Genomic DNA, 19,368 nt, shown 5'->3' on the forward strand with positions numbered 1-19,368 from the left:
TCATGGCTTGAACTGCCTTGTTTCCTTACCTAAATTATCGTAAAATGTAATTTTAGTAATATTAGGTGTCAATTGTATATTTCTTCCAGATTGTGATTGAAAACTATCACCCCAATATCGCTCTACAAGTCTTTTTGAGCCACTTTTGAGTTCTAAAATAGCTTTTACTTCCGTAAAACCGAATTCTTCATGGCTAATGGGTAATTTCCTTTGATATTCGAAAACCCTAAGAGAATCATTGTTCTGTGAAGCGATGACTAGTTCCTGATTTGGTGAAATTCTTGTAGAAACTATTGCCTTTGCATCTCCCGGAACAAAAAAATGTGACATTTCTAAAGGAACGTTCTTTATTTTTCCATTACCCTCGTTCACCATGGTAAGTCCAACGAGTGCGTCTGCCATACCCTGTTGTACTTCCATACCAAAATCATTGCCAACCATTAAAAAGTCAATGAACTCATCACCATTTAATTCTTTTGGTAATATCCCATAAACTGGTCCGTACTGTGCCTCAATGGGTAAAGCATGAAGTTTAAACTTTCCGTTACCCAGATTTTCCACCCACGAAGTTTCCATATAGTTAAAGGACAGTACAGTGGCATCCTCTAAAAGCCCATCGGAGAACATTTCAGGAAGGGTGGAGGCTCCGAATTCTCCAAAGGAATTGAATTTTTTCCGAATACCCACGTATTGTTTGGTAACATCTTGCCAGGGATGGTATAAGTATTCTTTCTTTACTCCAACACTATCCCTTAAATAATAGGAAATTAAAGGGTCAATTGTACCATTTTGGTCCAAATCCTTCGCATATAGCCTTATGGGCTGATCTGCCGTACCCTGAAAATTGATGTTCCTTCCAAAATTACCTGCTACATAGTCCATATCCCCATCATTGTCTAAATCGGCGGAAGCTAAGCTGTTCCACCAGCCATGTTGATCTTGAAGATCGGACGTATTGGTAATTTCCTCCAACTTTCCATTTACATTTTGAAATAAACGCAGTGGCATCCACTCGCCTGCAAGAATAAGATCCGGCCAAAAATCTCCATTAAAATCGGTCCATAAGGCATCGCTAATCATTCCCGGAAATTCGAGTTCTTTATTTACTTCGGAGGTCACATCAACAAACTTGATGTTATTACCTTCGGACCGATTTTCAAAAATATAGGATCGGTCTGCCTTTGGGTAGGAAAAGGGCAAAACCCTGCTACCTACGAACAAGTCCAAATCGCCATCCCTATCATAATCCGCTGCTTTTACGGCAGAAGAATTGGACATCAAATCCGGAATAGCACTGGAGAAATCGGTGAAATTACCCTCTCCGTCATTGATCATTAGAACATCTTTGTAATAGGCATTGCCAGAGGGGTATTGGCCACAACCTCTTGCAATATAAAGATCTAAATCTCCATCATTATCCGCATCAAAAAGAAGAGTTCCAGCATCCTCTTCCAGTTTATCTTTTTTGTAGCTAACATTTTTTTGCTGAAAGGTGCCGTCTTTTTTTTGAATAAACCAAGTTTCGTCTTGACCTCTGCTTCCTGCAATAAAAAAATCTTCTAGATTGTCATTGTTTATATCTCCTACAGCCATAGCTGGTCCATATTGCGAAAATTTGTGCGGTAAGGTTCGTTGAAAATTAAAATCTATGAAATCTTCGTCCTTGCTTAAGTAATCTAGGCCATGCTTTTTAGAGGCCTCTGCAAATAATGGTGTTTGAGTATTTCTATTTGATTTTGTGCTATTCGGTTGGTAGTTTACCTCTAAAAGTTGATTACTGGCTAAATTTTCTAATTTCTGAATTTTCCCATCCGGCCATTCAATCAGGAGACTGTCCACTTGCTTGGTGTTTCCTAGGCCTAGATGGATAGTTTTTTCAGGTTGTGACAAATAGCCCCTACCAGAAAGTACGGATTGCTTTTGCTGTTTGCCGTCATAATAGGCTTTAACAACCGAGCCTATAGCTGCAGGATTTAATTCCGGACCAACGAGTGCTACCCTAAGATAGTTATCCTTTTGGCCACGGGAAGATAGATGGTTTTCCAAAAGCGTTGCTTCATCATTAATATTATTGATAACCAAATCCAAATCTCCATCTTTATCTAAATCTCCATATGCCGCGCCATTGGAAAATGTTCCGAAATTAAGCCCCCACTCATTGGTCACATCTTTGAAACCTTCCCCTTGTAAATTTTTAAAAATGAAATTAGGGATTTTGATTTCCGGAATGGCCGAGATTAATTTCTCTTTACTAACGAGTCTACTCGCGGTCATTCTGAAGTCACCAAAGTCCCTGTCCGTAACATCCTTGGGAAAGCCATTGGTGATTAATAGATCTTTCCAACCATCATTATCATAATCGGCAAATAAGGGCGCCCAGCTCCAATCGGTTTCTTGCACACCGGAGAACATGCCAATATCTCCAAAAATAGGTAAATCGGTATCTGGGTTTGTTCCTAGGTTTTGCTGTAATGTATTTCGTGTATACTGGTATTCGTATAGGTATTTTCTTGTAAAAATTTCTTTTTGATAGCTGCTAGGCCCTTGAAAGAGTTTTTTTCTCTTGTTGTAATAAGGCTGCATTTCTGTGGTAAAAATATCCATTTTACCATCGTTGTTCACATCCGTAATATCGCTACCCATGGATGAAAGACTAAAGTGCTTGAAAATTTCACCAGCTCTGTTGGTAAATGTACCGTCGTGATTGTTGATGTATACCAAATCGTTGCTCAGGAAATCATTGGCTACGTAGATGTCCGGCCAACTGTCTTCGTTAAAATCATAGATTAATGTGCTGTGACTGTAACCATGGTATCGAATTCCCGCCTTTTCAGATACTTCAATAAACTTTCTTTGTTTCAGACTATCCACATATACATTTTCATATAGTACATCTCTACTCAATGAAGTGCCATCATCGGTAAGCGGACTAAATTGATTTGGATTAATACCCTCAATACGGTTTACTCCTATAAAAACATCAAGGTCACCATCCATATCATAATCGAAGAACTGGGCATGCGAAGAATATGAGCTGTCATCAAGACCGTAGGTAGCTGCCTTTTCAATGAAGCTGGGGACACCGTTCTCATCGTAACCTTCATTTATGTAGAGTAAGTTCTTTCTTTGGGTACTATCTTTTCTAAACGTGTTACATACATAAATGTCCTGCTTTCCATCTAGATTAATATCTATTATGGTTACCCCGGAGGACCATTGCAAGCTATCGTTCTTTTGTATTTTCGCTGTTTTTGAGATGTCCTGAAACCGGAGCCCGCCTTTGTTCAAATAAAGTCTGTTTTGAACTTGATTACCTGAGAGAAATACATCGTCCAAACCATCACCGTTGACATCGCCTAAAGCCACACCAGCTCCGTTGTAAACAAATTCGTTATCCAGAATATTAATGGAATCGTTCTCCGTAAGTTTATTGTTAAAATCTAATCCAGACGCTGTGGAAGGTACTATCGTAAATAACGTTTTAGGAACTTCATCCTCACAACCAATAATAAAGGTCGCTAGGGATAAAATGAGGCATTTAAAAATCCGATTATTCATTTTGGAATAGGTATAGATGTTACTTACAAAGATGCACGAACCTGTAAAAAGAAACAAAAAAAGGCTGCCAATTTTGGCAGCCTTTTTAGCTATTTAATTTGATTACTAAAAATTAGTAACCTGGATTCTGAGATAAAACATCCGAACCTTGAATATCTATTTGCGTTTGTGGAATTGGATAAAATTCATTTTTACCACCTGTAAAGCTAGCTCCACCAAATTTGGTAACCAAGTACTGAGACTCGTAAGCCAAATAATCGTTAAGTTCTTGTGCAGCTACACCCCATCTAACCAAATCAAAGAAACGATGTCCTTCTCCAGAAAGCTCCAATTTACGCTCCAACCTAACCGCAGCAGTTGCGAAATCTTTGTTAGGAAAAGAAGTGTACTCTGAGATTACGTAGTTAGCGGCATCGGTTCCATCTGCATTTTTAACCCAGTGCTCAGAGTTTGCGGCTCTTGCACGAACTAGGTTAACATATTCCAATGCTTTGTCCAATGTACCGGCCTCAATTTCTGCCTCGGCAGCCATTAAGAGAACATCTGCATAACGAATAATGGTATAGTTCATTGTGGCATATCCTCTAGTCCAAGAGCTACCATCTGTAAATGAATTTTCCTGAGATCTGTAATAAATATACTTCTTAGGAGAATAGGGTCCGGCATAAGGGAAACTTCTTATCCAAGCAGAACCTGGGTGCTCTATCCAATCCAAATATGGAATACCTTTTCTACCAATAGAGTGATCTATTCTAGGATCTAATGGATCTGGATCTTCTACAAAGGTTGCTTCATCATTCCCGTTAGTAAAGACATGTCTATAGATGTTATCTACTTCATTTTCTGGATTGTTGTAGGATCCGTCCAATAATGGAAGTCCGTCCGCTCCAGTTCTAAAAGAATTGGAAAGCTCAATACTAGGTTGGAAGAATCCACAGCAGTTACCGGGACCATCAGGACCTGTGTTGTAAGGGTAGTTCAAATCATCATAGTAGTTCGCGTTTTGAGTGCTACCTGTGTTATTAGCTGATTCTACATCCATGACCGCTTCGGCGTGGTTGTCGTTTTCAGCATTGTATATTTGAGCATAGTCATCCAATAGGGCATACTTCAAACCATTGGAAGTAACCCCGTTTGCAATAACATCGTCGAACCAAGTTTTAGCTTCCGCAAATTTTTGTTGGAACAGTTTGGCCTTACCCATGTAAGCGGCAGCTGCCCATTTATTCACCCTACCCGCATCTGTAGTGCTTGGAAGGTTGTCGTAAGCATACTGAAAGTCCGCCTCTATTTGAGCCCAAGCATCCCCATTATTAGGAACTAACGGAATATCGGCTGCAAGTACTGTTTCGTCAAAAACAGGAATTTGATTAAAATGCTTCTTAAGATCAAAATAGAAATGACCTCTTAACATTCTGGCCTCCCCAGAGATTCTTGCAGCATCTGCAGCAGTAACATCGGTAGCGCTCGACAAAGCCCTAAGAACTGTATTAGCTCTACTAACACCTTCAAAACGACCATTCCAGAGTAAGTTCAAATCACCTTGTGTAGGGTCGGTTTCATAACGCTGTACAGGATTTATGGAAGAGTAATCCCCAGCATCCGTACCTTTATTGGCTTCGCCCCCCAAGATAGACCCAGTAACCCAGTGGTTAGGACCTTCAAAACGGTTACCGAATACTCCGTTAAGAGCGGCATACGTACCTATTAATAAACCTTCAATACCATCTTTGGTGCCCACCTGAGCATCCGCTAAGGAGCCCGTGGGTAAAACTTCCAAGAATTCATCGCTACATGAGACCCCGAACATAAGGAGTGACATGGCGATAACGCTTGTCTTTTTAAATTTAGTCATTGTTTTCATAGTTAATTTTTGTTAAAGATATTATTTTTTCCTGACATAAGTATCACATTTTTATCACGTTACCTTATATTCCTAATTCCAAAGTTATCAAATACTGTGGAGATACGGGATAGTTACCCACATCAATACCAAAGTTGGTGTCCGCACCACCACCAATTCCTGGATCAAGACCGCTATAGTTCGTAATTGTCCAAATGTTGTTAGCGGATAGTCCAATTTTAAATTTGCTTAAACCTAATCTATCGGTTAAGTCTATAAAATCATAGGATAATGCCAAACGCTGTAATCTTACATAAGTACCGTCCTCAACATACCAAGAGTTACCTGCACCACTTGTACTTAAGTTGGACGCACTTTCCCAAATTGGTGCGGCGGCATTATTCCCCAATTCTGGAGTCCAAGAACGTTTCGCATTTTGTCCTTTAGCGGAACCTTCAAAAGTTCCAAAAAAGTCTGTAAACCATTTGGATTGGTTAAAGATTTCATTACCTACCGAAGCAAACCAATAGGTTTCGAACTCTATGTTCTTATAGCGTAAGTTGATAGTAGCACCACCAGTATAATCTGGAACCGGACTACCAATGAATGTCCGGTCATCTGGAGTAATTACGCCATCACCATTAACGTCGGCATATCTGAAACGTCCCAGACCTTTTCCATCTTGGGCTGGAGAATTCGCAACCTCTTCCGCACTGTTGAAGTACCCTATAACTTCATATCCAAAGAAAGAAGACAACGGTTGTCCTATTGCGTTTCTAGTAGCTTGAATACCTCTGTATGCCTGTCCATCAAAAAAGTCGATTCCAGGAGCTAGCGCAGTAATTTCATTCTTTAGGAAAGAGTTGTTCAAGGTAACGGTGAATGATAAATCTTCGGTAAAGTTTCCACGACCGATAATCTGGAAGTCAACACCTGAGTTGGCCATTGTAGCAATGTTTACCGAGGGAGCAGAAGCAAAATTTCCTGTAACACCCGCTAATGGTAATTGATACAATAAATCTTCGGTATCTTTTTTCCACCAATCAAAAATAATCTCTAATCTATTATTAAAGAAGCCTGCATCAAAACCGATATTGGTAGAAGTACTGGTTTCCCACTTGGCATCCGGGTTACCTATCCTACTCTGTGCAAAACCTTCATCTGCACCACTATTTTGACCTGCTATAGGATAAAATGTGTTTCCTCTATTGGAGGCATAAAGAGAATATTGGTTATTGGGATCCACGTTATTGGAGTTACCCATTTGTCCCCATCCACCACGTACTTTTAAATCAGATATAAAATCCTGGTTTTGCATAAACGGCTCTGCAATGACACGCCAAGCTGCGGAAATTGCAGGGAACGTTCCATAACGATTATTACCTCCAAAACGAGAGGCACCGTCACGACGAATAACCCCAGTCAAGTAATAACGCTCATCAAAGTTATAATCCAATTTCCCAAAAGTGGAGAAAAAGTTTACCCCTTTGAAAAGTCCACTATTCACTACCGGACTTTGAACCACACTTAAACTCTGGAAATCCAAATCTGTAGAGAATGGGTTAATACCACTACCATTAATAAATCTACCTGTACCCGTATTCAAGGCTTCTAAACCTGCGAAGGCTGTTATTTTATGCTTTCCAAATAGCTTTTCATACGAAGCTGTATTAGTAAAAGTCCACTGATATGAATAAAAACTTCCCTCAGAAAAACTATTACTGGCCTGTGGCTCTGAATCCCCTAAATATCGGAATCCGTAATTCACATTATGTCCGTTGGTATATTGCCCGCCTAGACTTGTTCTCAATGTTAGTCCGTCAAAAGGTCTAATCGCAGCGTAAATATTTCCAAAGCCTTGTATGGCATAGTTTATGTCATCCGCCGCATCCAAACTTTGTACCCGAACAGGGTTTCTGGGATTGTTAAAACCTGAAGCTCTTGTACTTGCAAAACTTCCGAACTCGTCCCTTACAGGAATGATGGTAGGCATTCTGTAGGCTGAAAGAATCACGGACTCGTCATCCGCACCTCCAATACCACCATCACCTCCAAAACCACCAACCACTGATCGGTAAGTCACCTGAAAGTTCTCGCCGATGCTCAGCCACGGTGTCACGTCCACTTCAGAGTTAAAACGTGCCGTATATCTGGAAAAATCATTATTTAAGAGAACCCCGGCCTGGTTTTGAGCCGATAAACCAATATAAAAGCGACTATTCTCATTGCCACCATCAAAGCCTAAAGTAAATCTGCTAAGTGGCGCAATTCGCGTAAGTGCCTTATACCAATTAGTTCCTGCCAAATTTGGACGAATTAAGAAAACATTTTCTGGATCGGCTTCATAGTTAGCCCTGATCTGAGCCAAATCTATATCAGACTCAAAAACACCGTTCTGACCATCTGCATGCAAATAATCCGGGAACCTTGGTGTAGGGTTGCTACCGTACTGGGGATGTGTGTATTCTGGTGTAGTACCGTTTGCCGCAGCATTATTTTCGTAACCTATATGGGTATATTCCGCCATTTCCTGAGGATTCAGGTTTTGCGGGGCTCCTGCTACATTGGGATCACTGACACCACTAGCTACGTTTAAGGTAATTCTTGTTTTACGTTTCGTTTTAGAGCCTGGCTTAGTCGTGTATACTACCACTCCGTTGGCTGCCCTAGCACCATAGATGGATGCTGCCGCAGCATCTTTAAGAACGGTGGTAGTGGCGATATCGTCAGGATTTAAGAACTCCGTATTTCCTACGGGAACACCATCTACTACATATAAAGGTTCGTTACCACCAAAGGCACCGAAACCACGGATACGAATCTGACTTGTAGTACCGGGCTGTCCGTTGGTTAAAACAGTAACACCGGCAACCCTACCTTGTAGTTGTTGTTCAACGTTACCAGAAGGAATTGCTGCCAACTCTTCTGCTTTTACAATGGATACCGCCGCAGTGGTTTCTCTTTTGGTCTCCGTAGCATAACCCGTAACGATTACCTCATCTAGTTGGGCTGAATCTTCAGCTAAGGTAACATTTACGGTTGATTGACCACCCACTGCAACTTCTTGCCTTACAAAACCTAAATAGCTAAAAACCAACACAGCACCTGGTTCAACGTTTAAGGTATAGTTACCATCAAAGTCGGTTTGAGTTCCGTTAGTAGTTCCCTTTTCGACAACGTTGGCTCCAGGTAAGGGCACACCTTCACTGTCTATGACCGTACCTGTTACTGTATTCTGTATCGAGATACCGACCACTACATTGGGTACGTTTGTTTTTGCATTTGCCAAAGCCATCTGGACCCCAAGACAAATGAATGCCGATAAAAGTCCCATTTTGAGGAAATTCCTCTTCTTTTTGGCCTTTACCGAATTGTAATCATGTTTTTGATTCATAATCCTTAAGTTGTTTGTTAGTTTAAATTAATTATTCAATTTCTTTCTTTTTTTAAGTTTACATGAGTAATGCAAATGTTAAAAAAAAACCAAATTTAGCATAATGATAACAAAATTATGTGAAAAATCTATCGTGAGCTGTCGATAATTTGCCGTATCAAGAGTCAAAAATATTCTTAAATTATTGGCAATATCTCGGTTTAAGCCCCTTTTTATTTGGTTATCAATAGATTAAGTAAGCATATATTGTAGGATTTCGCAATGAAGGATTTTAACAATTTAATTCATAATTGTTGTTAAAAAGTAGGTTTTTTACTGCATTCTATAACGTTATAGCTATGATGGCTAAAACGTTATAGGTAAAAAAATTAAGAAAGAATTATGTTAATGAAAAGTTTAGTTTGTAGTGGGCTATTTTGTAATTAAAATATAGATATTCCTAAACTTTTTTACAGCTAATGATTATCAGTTTTTGTAATTCGTTTTTCGTAAAAAAAAGATACTTTTCTCCTCCTTCTTTCCATTTGGTCTTTTTTCTGATTTCGGATACGGATATCGGGAAGTTTCTGGTGGATATGTTTGCTTTCTCATACCCTAGTGATTTTATGCTTTTTTTATTGAAAGGCAATACATCTTTAATTTTGAAGACACGGCCAGGAAACTCTTTTAACTCGTTGGACGTATACATATGTGAATGTTGGTGAAGTTTAGTAAGACCAAATTCCTTTCCAAGTAGGCGATAGGCACCTGATTTTAAAATGGTGGCGTTAGGTTCATACAAATATTCCTGAGGAAGGGAAAATTTTGAAATGGCGTCTTTTTCCTCTTGAAGTAGAAATGTGAATATCTGATTCCCGTTCTTTCCATGATCAATGGTTTTGACTTTTATGGGGCCGGTGAACCCTTTTTTTAATATCCAAAGTAATTCTTTTACCTCGTTATCCACACCTATTATGTGTATTTCAGAAACATGCTTCAGTTCTTCCAAACCTGCATCGATATCTAATAGAGGCCCAGTCTTAATAAGAATATTGTGGGACTTGGAAAAAAGAAAGTCGAGACTTTGAGTTACGTCAGGTTTACATTGTGATAAAAAATAAACCCTTTTATTTTTTTCATCTCGGCGTGATGGATCTATATATATCCAATCATATGAGATAGCACTATCGGCCAAATATTGGAGACCATCTCCGTGCACCACCTTAATATTATTCGCATTAAGTTGCTTAAAATTATGTGAAGCAATTTTGGACAGGATTATGTTTTCTTCCAAATGGTACACCTCGGTTATTTTTTTGCTGAACGCATAGCTATCCACACCAAAGCCACCCGTCATGTCCAAAAGGGTTTTCCCTTCTACGAGTCCTGCCTTATAATTGGCCGTAACTTCAGAGGAAGTCTGGGAAATATTTAATTTGTTGGCGTAGTAGATATGAGTAGTAGCGAACCAGGTCGGGAGTTTTTTTTGCTTTTAGCCTTTGCTTCAATTTGCTCGGCCAGTTCTTTTGTGGAGATATTGGGAAAGGGACTTTCCTTAAATAACAAACTAAGTACATCTGTATTAAGGTGGTCCAAAATATAACGCTGCACTTCCTGATTTAGCAAATCCTCGTTCACCTTTGTACTATAAATTTTGGGTCAAAGATTTTACTATTTTGTTATCGTTTAAAAATTCTTTAAGAATTACCTTAATAGCCGTATATCCCGGTACGGCTACAATCATTCCAACAACTCCAAAAAGAAGCCCGGCAATGATGATGATTAGAAATATTTCTAAGGGATGAGATTTTACGCTGTTGGAAAAAATAAAAGGTTGCGAAAAAAAGTTGTCCACCAATTGTCCGATGAGAAGACCTATAGCAACATAACCTGCTTTTGGTAAAATTACTTCACTAAAGTCCGAGCCCAAATTGCTGGTCATTGTTAGTGTCAGCATAAGAACACCCCCAATAATAGGACCTATATAGGGGATAATATTAAAGAGTGCACAGAGAAAGGCGATCACGATGGCATTTTCAATACCAACGATTAAGAGTACAATGGTGTAAATAACAAACAGAATGAAAATTTGCAGCAGTAGTCCAACAAAATATCTGGAAAGCAGTCCGTTAATTTTCTCTATGGAATTGATAGTTCCTTGCTCTTTGGTTTTAGGTATGAAGGTGAGTAAACCTTTTTGGAAAAGTTTGCTATCCTTTAGAAAAAAGAAGGCGATGAAAAGGATTGAGAATAGACCGATGCTGAAGGTGCTAAGTACATCTAAAAAAGAATTCAAAAGATTTGGAATGAACCCGATATCCAATCCTTCTATTATATTCTTCTCAATTTCGGCCTCTTCAATAACCTCCTCCACCACGTTCGAGGAGATACCCAAATAATCTGTAATTTGAATGTATAGGGTGTCTATACTGCCTTGAAGCTCATCGATATTTAAAAGCGAAAGATTTTTACTTTGCTCCGACAATAAGGGGACAAAGAGCGCTAATATTCCTGCTAGCACACCAACCATTAATATCATGGTAGCTATTACGGCCAAGATATTCGGGAATTTTAGTCTTCTTCTAAAAAACAGGACCAATGGCCTTCCAATCAATGCAATTACTGCAGCAATGGCCAAATATGCGAGTACTGACCTTATGGTGTACAAGAAATATAGTACCAATAGGATACTTACAATGATTGCAATTGCTCTCAAAATTCCGTTGGCAAGTGTTTTAGCGGACATGGTTAGGTTTTAAATGCGTATGCAATTATATTGGCACCCATTTGTAGGGCTTTTTCCCTTATTTCCTGAGGGTCATTGTGTACTTCGGGGTCTTCCCATCCATCACCGAGATCGGATTCCAAGGTAAGTAATAATACTAACCTATTATCAATAAAAATTCCCATGGCTTGTGGCCTTTTGCCATCATGTTCGTGAACTTTGGGCAGCCCCATGGGAAAGTTGTATTCCTGATTAAAAATTGGGTGGTCCGCTCCAATTTCCACTAAGTCGTTGTCTGGAAACAACCGCTCCAACTCCCGTGTGATATAAGGTTTCATCCCGTAATTATCATCAATATGCAAGAACCCACCTCCGATCAGGTAATTTCGTAGATTCTCCAGTTCCTCTTCGGAAAAAACAACGTTGCCATGCCCGGTCATATGTAGAAAAGGATATTGAAAAATGGAAATGCTACCCGCCTCTACAGCTTCTGGCTTATTCTTTAATCGTGTTCCGATCTTCGAATTACAAAAATTGATAAGGTTTGGTAAAGCAGTAGGATTAGCATACCAATCACCTCCTCCTTGATATTTTAAAATAGCTATTTCTTGAGCACTAAGGGAAGAAATCATAAAATAGACCCAAAAAAGCAAAACCAGCGTAAGTTGTTTCATAAAGATCCGAATAAAGTAGTATCAAATTTACATAATATCAAAATGAAACGTCTTATTATACCTTCGTTGTTTGCCATAATACTAACTTTTATGGCATTCAAGGAATTTAACGAATCCAAATCCTCCGATACCATTGGAGAATCATCTGTAATTTTAGAAAATGGTATCGTTGTATTGGAATTGTTTACTTCGCAAGGATGTTCCAGTTGCCCCCCGGCTGATATTCAATTGGAAAGGGCAAAGAATGAGTATCCGGAAAATGTTTTTGCGCTCTCCTATCACGTAGATTACTGGAACTATATCGGTTGGAAAGATCCTTTTAGCAGCAGGGCATTTACCATAAAACAGCAAGCTTATAACAGGAAATTCGAAAGTCAAAGTAATTATACACCTCAGTTAGTGATTAACGGTGTAGAACACTTTGTAGGGTCTAATGGAGCTAAGTTAACTTCCAAGATTCATCAGTACCGAAATAAAATACCGGAAAACACGATCAAAGCAGTTGGGACTAGAGGGGAAGATAGGATTACGTTCAAATATGATATTGGCGGGATTTTGAAAAATAAAAAGCTCCGTGCCGTATTGGTCCTTGATGAGCGGACTACACAGGTGAAAAGGGGTGAGAATAAGAATAGAACGTTGAAAAACGCCAATATAGTAATCGCGGAAAAATATCAAGAAATTTTATCGGGTAAGGGTTCCGGCTTTATTGAAATACCAAAAATTGCCAAGGAAAATGAGAAGATTTCGTTCATACTGCTCATTGAAAAAAACAACTTGGAAATTACTGGAGCGGAAAAAGTTGAAATTTAACGACCATTTATAAGGGCTACCGTGGTACAGGCCACAATTGCAGCTGTTTCCGTACGTAATCTATTGTCGCCCATGGATACGGACGTATAACCGTGCTTGGTTGCATTTTTAATCTCCGATGGGGTAAAATCCCCTTCTGGCCCAATTAAGATGGTGATAGGGTTGTCTGGCGCAACGGTTCTTTTTAATTCAAAACGTTCGGAATTCTCACAATGGGCCATAAAGAGGAGCCCTTTTCTCGGTTCCTCCAAAAAATCGTTCAAAGAAACAGGTTCGTTTATTTTAGGTAGATAGGATTGAAATGACTGCTTCATGGCAGCTTGGACTACTTTTTTATAACGTTCCAGCTTAACGACTTTTCTTTCGGAGCGTTTACATATTATAGGTGTTATCTCGTGGACTCCAATTTCTGTGGCTTTTTCTAGAAACCATTCGTAGCGATCATTCATTTTAGTAGGCGCAACGGCCATGTGCAACCAATGTTTTTTCGGGTAATCCCTTTTAACTTTTACAATTTCGACCGTACAACTTTTGGGGTCGGATACTGTAATCCTGGCGGTAAAAAAAGTCCCTTGCCGTTGGTAATCCGTAATTGGTCATTGACCTTTCCCCGCAATACCTTTACAATGTGCTTGCTTTCACCACTATCAAAGGTGAAGTTTTTAGAGTCTTTGTCCAGTTCCTCGTTAAAAAATAGTTGCATAAAATTAGATGACGTACCTAGCTTGGGCGGTGATGGTCTGCTCGGAAAAATCTTTGTTTTTAAATTTATAAAATCCAACGATACCAATCATGGCGGCATTATCGGTACAATATTCAAATTTTGGAATATGTGTGGTCCATCCCAATTTCTGCTCGGAATCTTTAATCGCTTTTCGAATTCCTGAATTAGCGGATACACCACCACCTATGGCAATTCTTTTAATTCCAGTTTCTTTAACCGCTTTTTTAAGCTTTTCCATTAGAATGGTCACAATGGTGTACTGTATAGAAGCACAGATGTCCTCCATATTCTCTTCAATAAAGTTAGGCTTTTCCGACATGTTTTTCTGTATAAAGTAGAGAATACTGGTTTTAAGGCCGCTAAAACTGAAATTTAGCCCTTTTACTTTTGGTATTGGAAATGGGAAGCGTAAGGGGTCTCCATTGGAGGCATGTTTGTCCACTAAAGGACCTCCCGGATAAGGTAATCCCAATAATTTGGCGCTTTTGTCAAAAGCTTCGCCTACTGCATCATCCAAGGTCTGACCAAGGATTTGCATGTCAAAAAAATCATTCACTCTTACGATTTGCGTATGCCCTCCGCTTATGGTCAATGCTAAAAAAGGAAAGTTAGGAGTGGTCATGCTTTCATCCTTTATAAAATGGGCTAGAATATGCGCTTGCATATGGTTCACTTCTATTAGAGGAATACTTAGGCCTAATGCTAAAGACTTGGCAAAAGAGGTGCCCACGAGCAGGGAGCCCATAAGTCCAGGTCCACGGGTAAATGCTATGGCGGATAACTGTTTTTTATCGATATTTGCTTTAGCCAATGCTTGACTAACTACAGGAACTATGTTTTGTTGATGTGCGCGGGATGCCAACTCAGGAACAACGCCGCCATATTCCTCGTGGATTTTTTGATTGGCCACCACATTACTTAGCACAGTATCATTACGTAAAACGGCCGCAGAGGTGTCGTCGCAAGAAGATTCAATAGCAAGGATAAAAATAGTTTCGTTGTCCAACAGGTTTGGAATAAAAATTGGAATACAAAGGTAAAACATAAAGCCCTATCAAAAAATTAAGAAAAATACTGATTCGGACCATCTTGGTCCTTCTGTTGACATGTATTTTGGGCACTATAATACTTTCGTTACCGGTTGTACAAACGCTTTTGGCTACATATGCGACCAAAACCATCAACAAGGAGTTTGGTACCAACATCAATATAGAAAAGTTAAGGGTGTCATTAATCTCATGGGACACCGCTTTAAAAGGTATTCATATAATAGATTATCAAAAGGACACACTCTTCCATGTTAATGAACTCAATACATCCATCCTAAGCGTAAAGAACTTAATAAACGGGAAGCTTGAATTCGGTGATATAGAGATTGAGCAGCTAGATTTTAAACTAAAGATTTATTACGGCGAAAGAACCACCAATCTGGAAGTGTTCATTGATAAATTGGATGATGGTAAGCCCAGGGCACCCGGTACGCCCCCATTTTTCTTTTCTTCTTCTTTTGTTGATATACAAAATAGTAGATTCCAATATATTGATGCTAATCTTGAAAACCCGGAAATACTCAGTTTTACCGATTTAAATATTCAGGCGGATAATTTTCAAATCTTGGGACCCGAAGTTTCCGCGGATATCGGTAATATGTCCTTCGTAAGTCAAAGAGGAATTCGGGTAGAAAATTTAGCCACTAATTTTAAGTACACGAAGCAACAAATGCGTTTCGATTCTCTCAAAATTAAAACGCCCCTTTCCAATTTGGACGGTAACCTCGTGTTTAATTATAACAGGGAGGATTTCAAGGACTTCTTGAACAAGGTCAACGTCGTGGCTGACTTTCAGGAATCAACCGTTTCCTTTGACGAAATTAACCTAGTCTATAACGAATTCGGTAAGGGAAAATTAGCCACTTTTTCTTCCAGTATAAACGGGGTTTTGAACGATTTAAATGTTAATGAATTATTCCTTTTTTCAGACAATACTGGGATTAGGGGGGATTTCAATTTTAAAAATCTCTTCAACAAACAAAGGCCTTTCATTTTGGACGCCCAAATGAAAAATGTGACCAGTAGTTACTACCAATTAAATGCTTTGCTGCCTAACTTAATAGGAAATTCTCTGCCTTCCGCCTTTAGTAAATTGGGTCAATTCACCATCCGGGGAAATGCCTTGATAACTCAATCTTCTGTTGAGGCAAAAGTAAACCTGAACACGGCCATAGGAAGTAGTTATTCGGACATTGTTCTCAGTAATATTAATAATATCGACAATGCTACCTATAAAGGCTTCATTTCATTGATAGATTTTGATTTAGGTGATTTCGTTGAAAGCAAAAGCCTTGGAAAAACTACCTTGGATTTTAATGTGGAGGGACAAGGGTTTGTAAAGGAAAAGTTGAATACGGAGGTCATTGGACAGGTATATACTATTGAGTTCAATCGATACAACTACAGGGATTTAAAGGTTTCCGGTATTTTGAAGGAACAATTGTTTGATGGGTCCTTACAAAGTAATGATGAGAACATTAAGTTCGATTTTAAGGGATTGGCAGATTTTGGTGAATCACGTAATAACTTCAATTTTAAAGCTTCGGTTGACTATGCAGATTTTAAGAAATTGAATTTCATAAACGACAGCGTTTCCATTTTCAAAGGCAACGTGAGCATGGATATCAATGGGACCACATTGGATAATATTGTGGGTGATATAAAGTTTGAGCAGACTAATTATCAAAATGTAAATGACACCTATTATTTTGATGATTTTGAGGTAACCTCTTCTTTTGAAAATGATTCTGTAAGGACCATACGAATTAACTCACCGGATATTATTACAGGTTACATGAAAGGCAACTTCAGGGTAAAAGAACTGGGAAAACTGGTTCAAAATTCACTTGGTAGTATTTACACGAATTATAGGCCGTTCGAAATTTCCAGTGGTCAAAACCTTGCTTTTAACTTCAAGATATATAACAAGATAGTGGATGTCTTTTTTCCTGATGTAAGGTTTGACCCCAATACATTCATTAAAGGAAATATTGTGGCGGACGAGGGTGATTTCAAATTAAATTTTGAATCACCGAGTATAGAGGCTTTTGGGAACGCCGCGGATAACATTGAAGTAAAAATTGATAATAAGAACCCGCTGTTCAATACGTATGTTTCAGTGGGAGATTTGAATACTCCGTATTATAATCTTAAAGATTTCAGCTTAATAAACACAACGCTTAAAGACACCTTGTTTTTTAGATCGGAATTTAAGGGAGGCAGCGAATTCAATGATAGCTATAATCTCAACTTTTATCACACTTTTAATAAAGAAAATAAGTCGGTAATTGGCCTTAAAACCTCGGACGTCACTTTTAAAGGGAATAAGTGGATATTAAACAAAGAAGGTGATACCCAAAACAAAGTCATCATCAATAGATCTTTAGACAGTATTTCCATTCAGGAAATTGTGATGAATAACGATGAAAAAGAGCAAATTCGTCTTAGGGGACAGTTAGCGGATTCTACCTACAAAGACTTGGAGTTACAGTTTAAGATTGTTTCCTTGAATAAGATTACCCCTGTGATTGACAGTCTTAAACTACAGGGAGAAGTTAACGGTACCCTGAATGTATTGCAAAAAGACGGTATTTATCTTCCTTCCTCAAATCTAAACATTTCTGATTTTGGTATTAATGATATTGGTCTTGGAGATTTAGCCATAAGTATCGCAGGAAATAGGGACTTAACAGAATTTCAGGTAAACTCCCAATTAACGGATAACGGAATCGAAAAGTTTGGGGTAGCTGGGAATATAGAAAATAGGGGAGATATGCCCACGGCAAACCTTCTGGCAAATTTCAATAATTTTAATTTAGAACCGTTCAGTCCGCTGGGAGAAGGGGTCATAGACCATATTCGAGGTGATATAGACGGGAGTGTGAATATAACAGGGCCAGTGGACAACCCTAATTTTGACGGTCTCCTAACGCTGGACAATGCAGGAATTGCCATACCGTATTTAAATGTAGATTATGGTTTTGCTCCGCGGTCGCGGGTAAGGTTAACCAATCAGACTTTTGATTTTGAGAATATAGCCCTGACAGATGTAGACAAGAATACCAAGGCCAATATAGATGGAACCATTTCGCACCGTTATTTTAAGGATTGGGTGCTCAATCTGAATGTAAATACCAATAACAATCGCTTTTTAATTTTGAACACTGAATTTAAAGAAGGTGATCTGTATTACGGCACTGGTTTTTTGAATGGAACCGGACGTATTTATGGGCCTACCACGGCATTAAATATTACGGTAGACGGTAGTACGGCACGAGGCACTTCATTGAAAATTCCTTTGAGTGATGTTGCCAGTGTAGGGGATTACTCGTTCATAAATTTTGTCGAGAAGAATAATCTTAAAACCATAGAGGAGCAAAGGCAATTAAAAGATTATCAAGGCCTTGAGCTGGAATTTAACTTAGATGTAACTCCTGATGCCGAAGTTGAAATTGTCACCGACACCAGAACTGGAAGTTCCCTAAAAGGCACTGGCGAAGGTATTTTATTGATACAGATAAATACCAACGGTAAGTTCGAAATGTACGGTGATTTTGTTGTGGTGACCGGAGAATTTAACTATAAATTCGGGGGTTTTATTGATAAAAAATTCACGGTGAAACCTGGGGGTACCATAAATTGGGACCAGAAGCCTTTGGAAGCGGATTTGAATATGGAAGCCATTTATTCTTTAAATGCTAATCCTGCTCCACTGCTAGATGATCAGGGTTTTACCAGAAGAATACCGACCAACGTAGTTATTAAACTAACAGATGAGCTGCAAAGCCCGAATATTGAGTTCGGTATTGAATTTCCAGGCACAAATTCTATTGTTCAATCGGAGCTGGAGTATAAACTTCAAGACCCAACTGTTGAGGAGAAAAACGCTATTTTTCTCTTGGCCCAGGGAACTTTCGTGAATGATCAGAATGGCATCAACCAACAGGCCATTACCGGTAATTTAGTTCAGAGCGCCTCTGGAATCTTGAATTCCATTCTCAGCGGAGGTAATGATAAGTTGAATTTTGGTCTTTCCTATGAACAAGGAGCGCTCAATACTGATATTGAAACCGATGACCGTATAGGGGTTACCGTCTCTACGCAAATCAGTGACCGGGTCCTTTTCAATGGTAAAGTCGGGGTTCCTGTAGGCGGTGCAAGCGAAACTTTGGTCGCCGGTGATTTTGAGATACAGGTAATTTTGAACGAGGAAGGTACGTTAAGCGCCAAATTTTTTAGTAGACAAAGCGAAATACAGGCATTTCTGCCCGATCAACAAGGCTCTACGCAAGGCGCTGGACTTTCTTACCAAGTAGACTTCAACAGTTTTAAAGAGCTATTCAAAAAAATCTTTAATAAGGATAAACCGGACACGCCGTTGGTACCGGTAGAACAGGAGCGACCTTCTGTAATGGGAAAAGATAGTCTATTGCAATTTTATTCCAAACCTAAACCCATTCAAAAACTATATAGGTAGGCCTATCTTTAATTACCAATTCATATTTTAATGTCGACGTTGTGCTAATTTGTAACAGCGCAAACGATTTAGAAGGTTTTAGTGCGATTTACAACGACCTTCCATTTCTTTATTGATAGAACTTTTAGTATT

10 protein-coding genes and 1 pseudogene are annotated in these 19,368 nt (G+C 39.0%); 2 read left to right on the forward strand and 9 right to left on the reverse strand.

The genetic code is table 11. The features are described from left to right. The 7 genes from N8A89_RS14845 to N8A89_RS14870 all read right to left on the reverse strand — a co-directional run bounded on the left by N8A89_RS14845 (nt 1) and on the right by N8A89_RS14870 (nt 12,173). A complete protein-coding gene (locus N8A89_RS14845) occupies nt 1-3,615 on the reverse strand; it encodes a VCBS repeat-containing protein (protein WP_289644531.1) in 3,615 nt (1,204 codons plus the stop codon). Between the two features lie 55 nt (nt 3,616-3,670). Then, on the reverse strand, nt 3,671-5,422 hold the full coding sequence (locus N8A89_RS14850; protein WP_289644533.1) for a RagB/SusD family nutrient uptake outer membrane protein: 1,752 nt from the start codon (nt 5,420-5,422) through the stop codon (nt 3,671-3,673). 64 nt (nt 5,423-5,486) lie between these two features. Next, a complete protein-coding gene (locus tag N8A89_RS14855; RefSeq protein WP_281542943.1) occupies nt 5,487-8,795 on the reverse strand; it encodes a SusC/RagA family TonB-linked outer membrane protein in 3,309 nt (1,102 codons plus the stop codon). A 439-nt stretch (nt 8,796-9,234) separates the two neighbouring features. Further along, the gene (locus N8A89_RS14860) at nt 9,235-10,131 is read right to left on the reverse strand and encodes a class I SAM-dependent methyltransferase (protein ID WP_347343932.1); all 897 of its coding nucleotides are present in this window, start codon (nt 10,129-10,131) and stop codon (nt 9,235-9,237) included. A gap of 74 nt (nt 10,132-10,205) precedes the next feature. After that, entirely contained in the window at nt 10,206-10,412 is a 207-nt protein-coding gene (locus N8A89_RS17735; RefSeq protein ID WP_347343933.1) for a hypothetical protein, read from the reverse strand. Nucleotides 10,413-10,419: 7 nt separating this feature from the next. Continuing rightward, nucleotides 10,420-11,520: an AI-2E family transporter gene (locus N8A89_RS14865; protein ID WP_289644535.1), complete on the reverse strand. Its 1,101-nt coding sequence runs from the start codon at nt 11,518-11,520 to the stop codon at nt 10,420-10,422. A 2-nt stretch (nt 11,521-11,522) separates the two neighbouring features. Next, nucleotides 11,523-12,173: a DUF4159 domain-containing protein gene (locus N8A89_RS14870; protein WP_281542944.1), complete on the reverse strand. Its 651-nt coding sequence runs from the start codon at nt 12,171-12,173 to the stop codon at nt 11,523-11,525. A 90-nt stretch (nt 12,174-12,263) separates the two neighbouring features. Here N8A89_RS14870 and N8A89_RS14875 point away from each other — a divergent pair, with 90 nt between their 5' ends. Beyond that, nucleotides 12,264-12,986, forward strand: a complete 723-nt coding sequence (locus tag N8A89_RS14875; protein WP_289644536.1) for a DUF1223 domain-containing protein — start codon at nt 12,264-12,266, stop codon at nt 12,984-12,986. Here N8A89_RS14875 and N8A89_RS14880 read toward each other — a convergent pair. Together N8A89_RS14880 and tsaD are read right to left on the reverse strand one after the other, a co-directional pair. Further along, a pseudogene (locus tag N8A89_RS14880) lies at nt 12,983-13,689 on the reverse strand (16S rRNA (uracil(1498)-N(3))-methyltransferase). The gene N8A89_RS14875 and the pseudogene N8A89_RS14880 sit on opposite strands and share 4 nt — an antisense overlap. Nucleotides 13,690-13,693: 4 nt before the next feature. Further along, nucleotides 13,694-14,755 (reverse strand): tRNA (adenosine(37)-N6)-threonylcarbamoyltransferase complex transferase subunit TsaD, encoded by a 1,062-nt coding sequence (gene tsaD / locus N8A89_RS14885; protein ID WP_430682020.1) that lies wholly within the window; start codon nt 14,753-14,755, stop codon nt 13,694-13,696. A gap of 68 nt (nt 14,756-14,823) precedes the next feature. Here tsaD and N8A89_RS14890 point away from each other — a divergent pair, with 68 nt between their 5' ends. Next, nucleotides 14,824-19,236 carry a translocation/assembly module TamB domain-containing protein gene (locus N8A89_RS14890; protein ID WP_289644537.1) on the forward strand — a complete coding sequence of 1,471 codons (4,413 nt, stop codon included), beginning with the start codon at nt 14,824-14,826 and terminating at the stop codon, nt 19,234-19,236. Nucleotides 19,237-19,368: the final 132 nt, after the last annotated feature.

It is taken from the genome of Maribacter aestuarii (assembly GCF_027474845.2).
GTDB classification, from domain to species: Bacteria; Bacteroidota; Bacteroidia; order Flavobacteriales; family Flavobacteriaceae; genus Maribacter; species Maribacter aestuarii.

Coding starts and splice junctions, on each gene's coding strand:
- N8A89_RS14850 (WP_289644533.1), bottom strand. CDS start 5,422: ATGAAAACAATGACTAAATTTAAAAAGACAAGCGTTATCGCCATGTCA.
- N8A89_RS14855 (WP_281542943.1), bottom strand. CDS start 8,795: ATGAATCAAAAACATGATTACAATTCGGTAAAGGCCAAAAAGAAGAGG.
- N8A89_RS14860 (WP_347343932.1), bottom strand. CDS start 10,131: ATGACGGGTGGCTTTGGTGTGGATAGCTATGCGTTCAGCAAAAAAATA.
- N8A89_RS14865 (WP_289644535.1), bottom strand. CDS start 11,520: ATGTCCGCTAAAACACTTGCCAACGGAATTTTGAGAGCAATTGCAATC.
- N8A89_RS14870 (WP_281542944.1), bottom strand. CDS start 12,173: ATGAAACAACTTACGCTGGTTTTGCTTTTTTGGGTCTATTTTATGATT.
- N8A89_RS14875 (WP_289644536.1), top strand. CDS start 12,264: ATGGCATTCAAGGAATTTAACGAATCCAAATCCTCCGATACCATTGGA.
- tsaD (WP_430682020.1), bottom strand. CDS start 14,755: ATGTTTTACCTTTGTATTCCAATTTTTATTCCAAACCTGTTGGACAAC.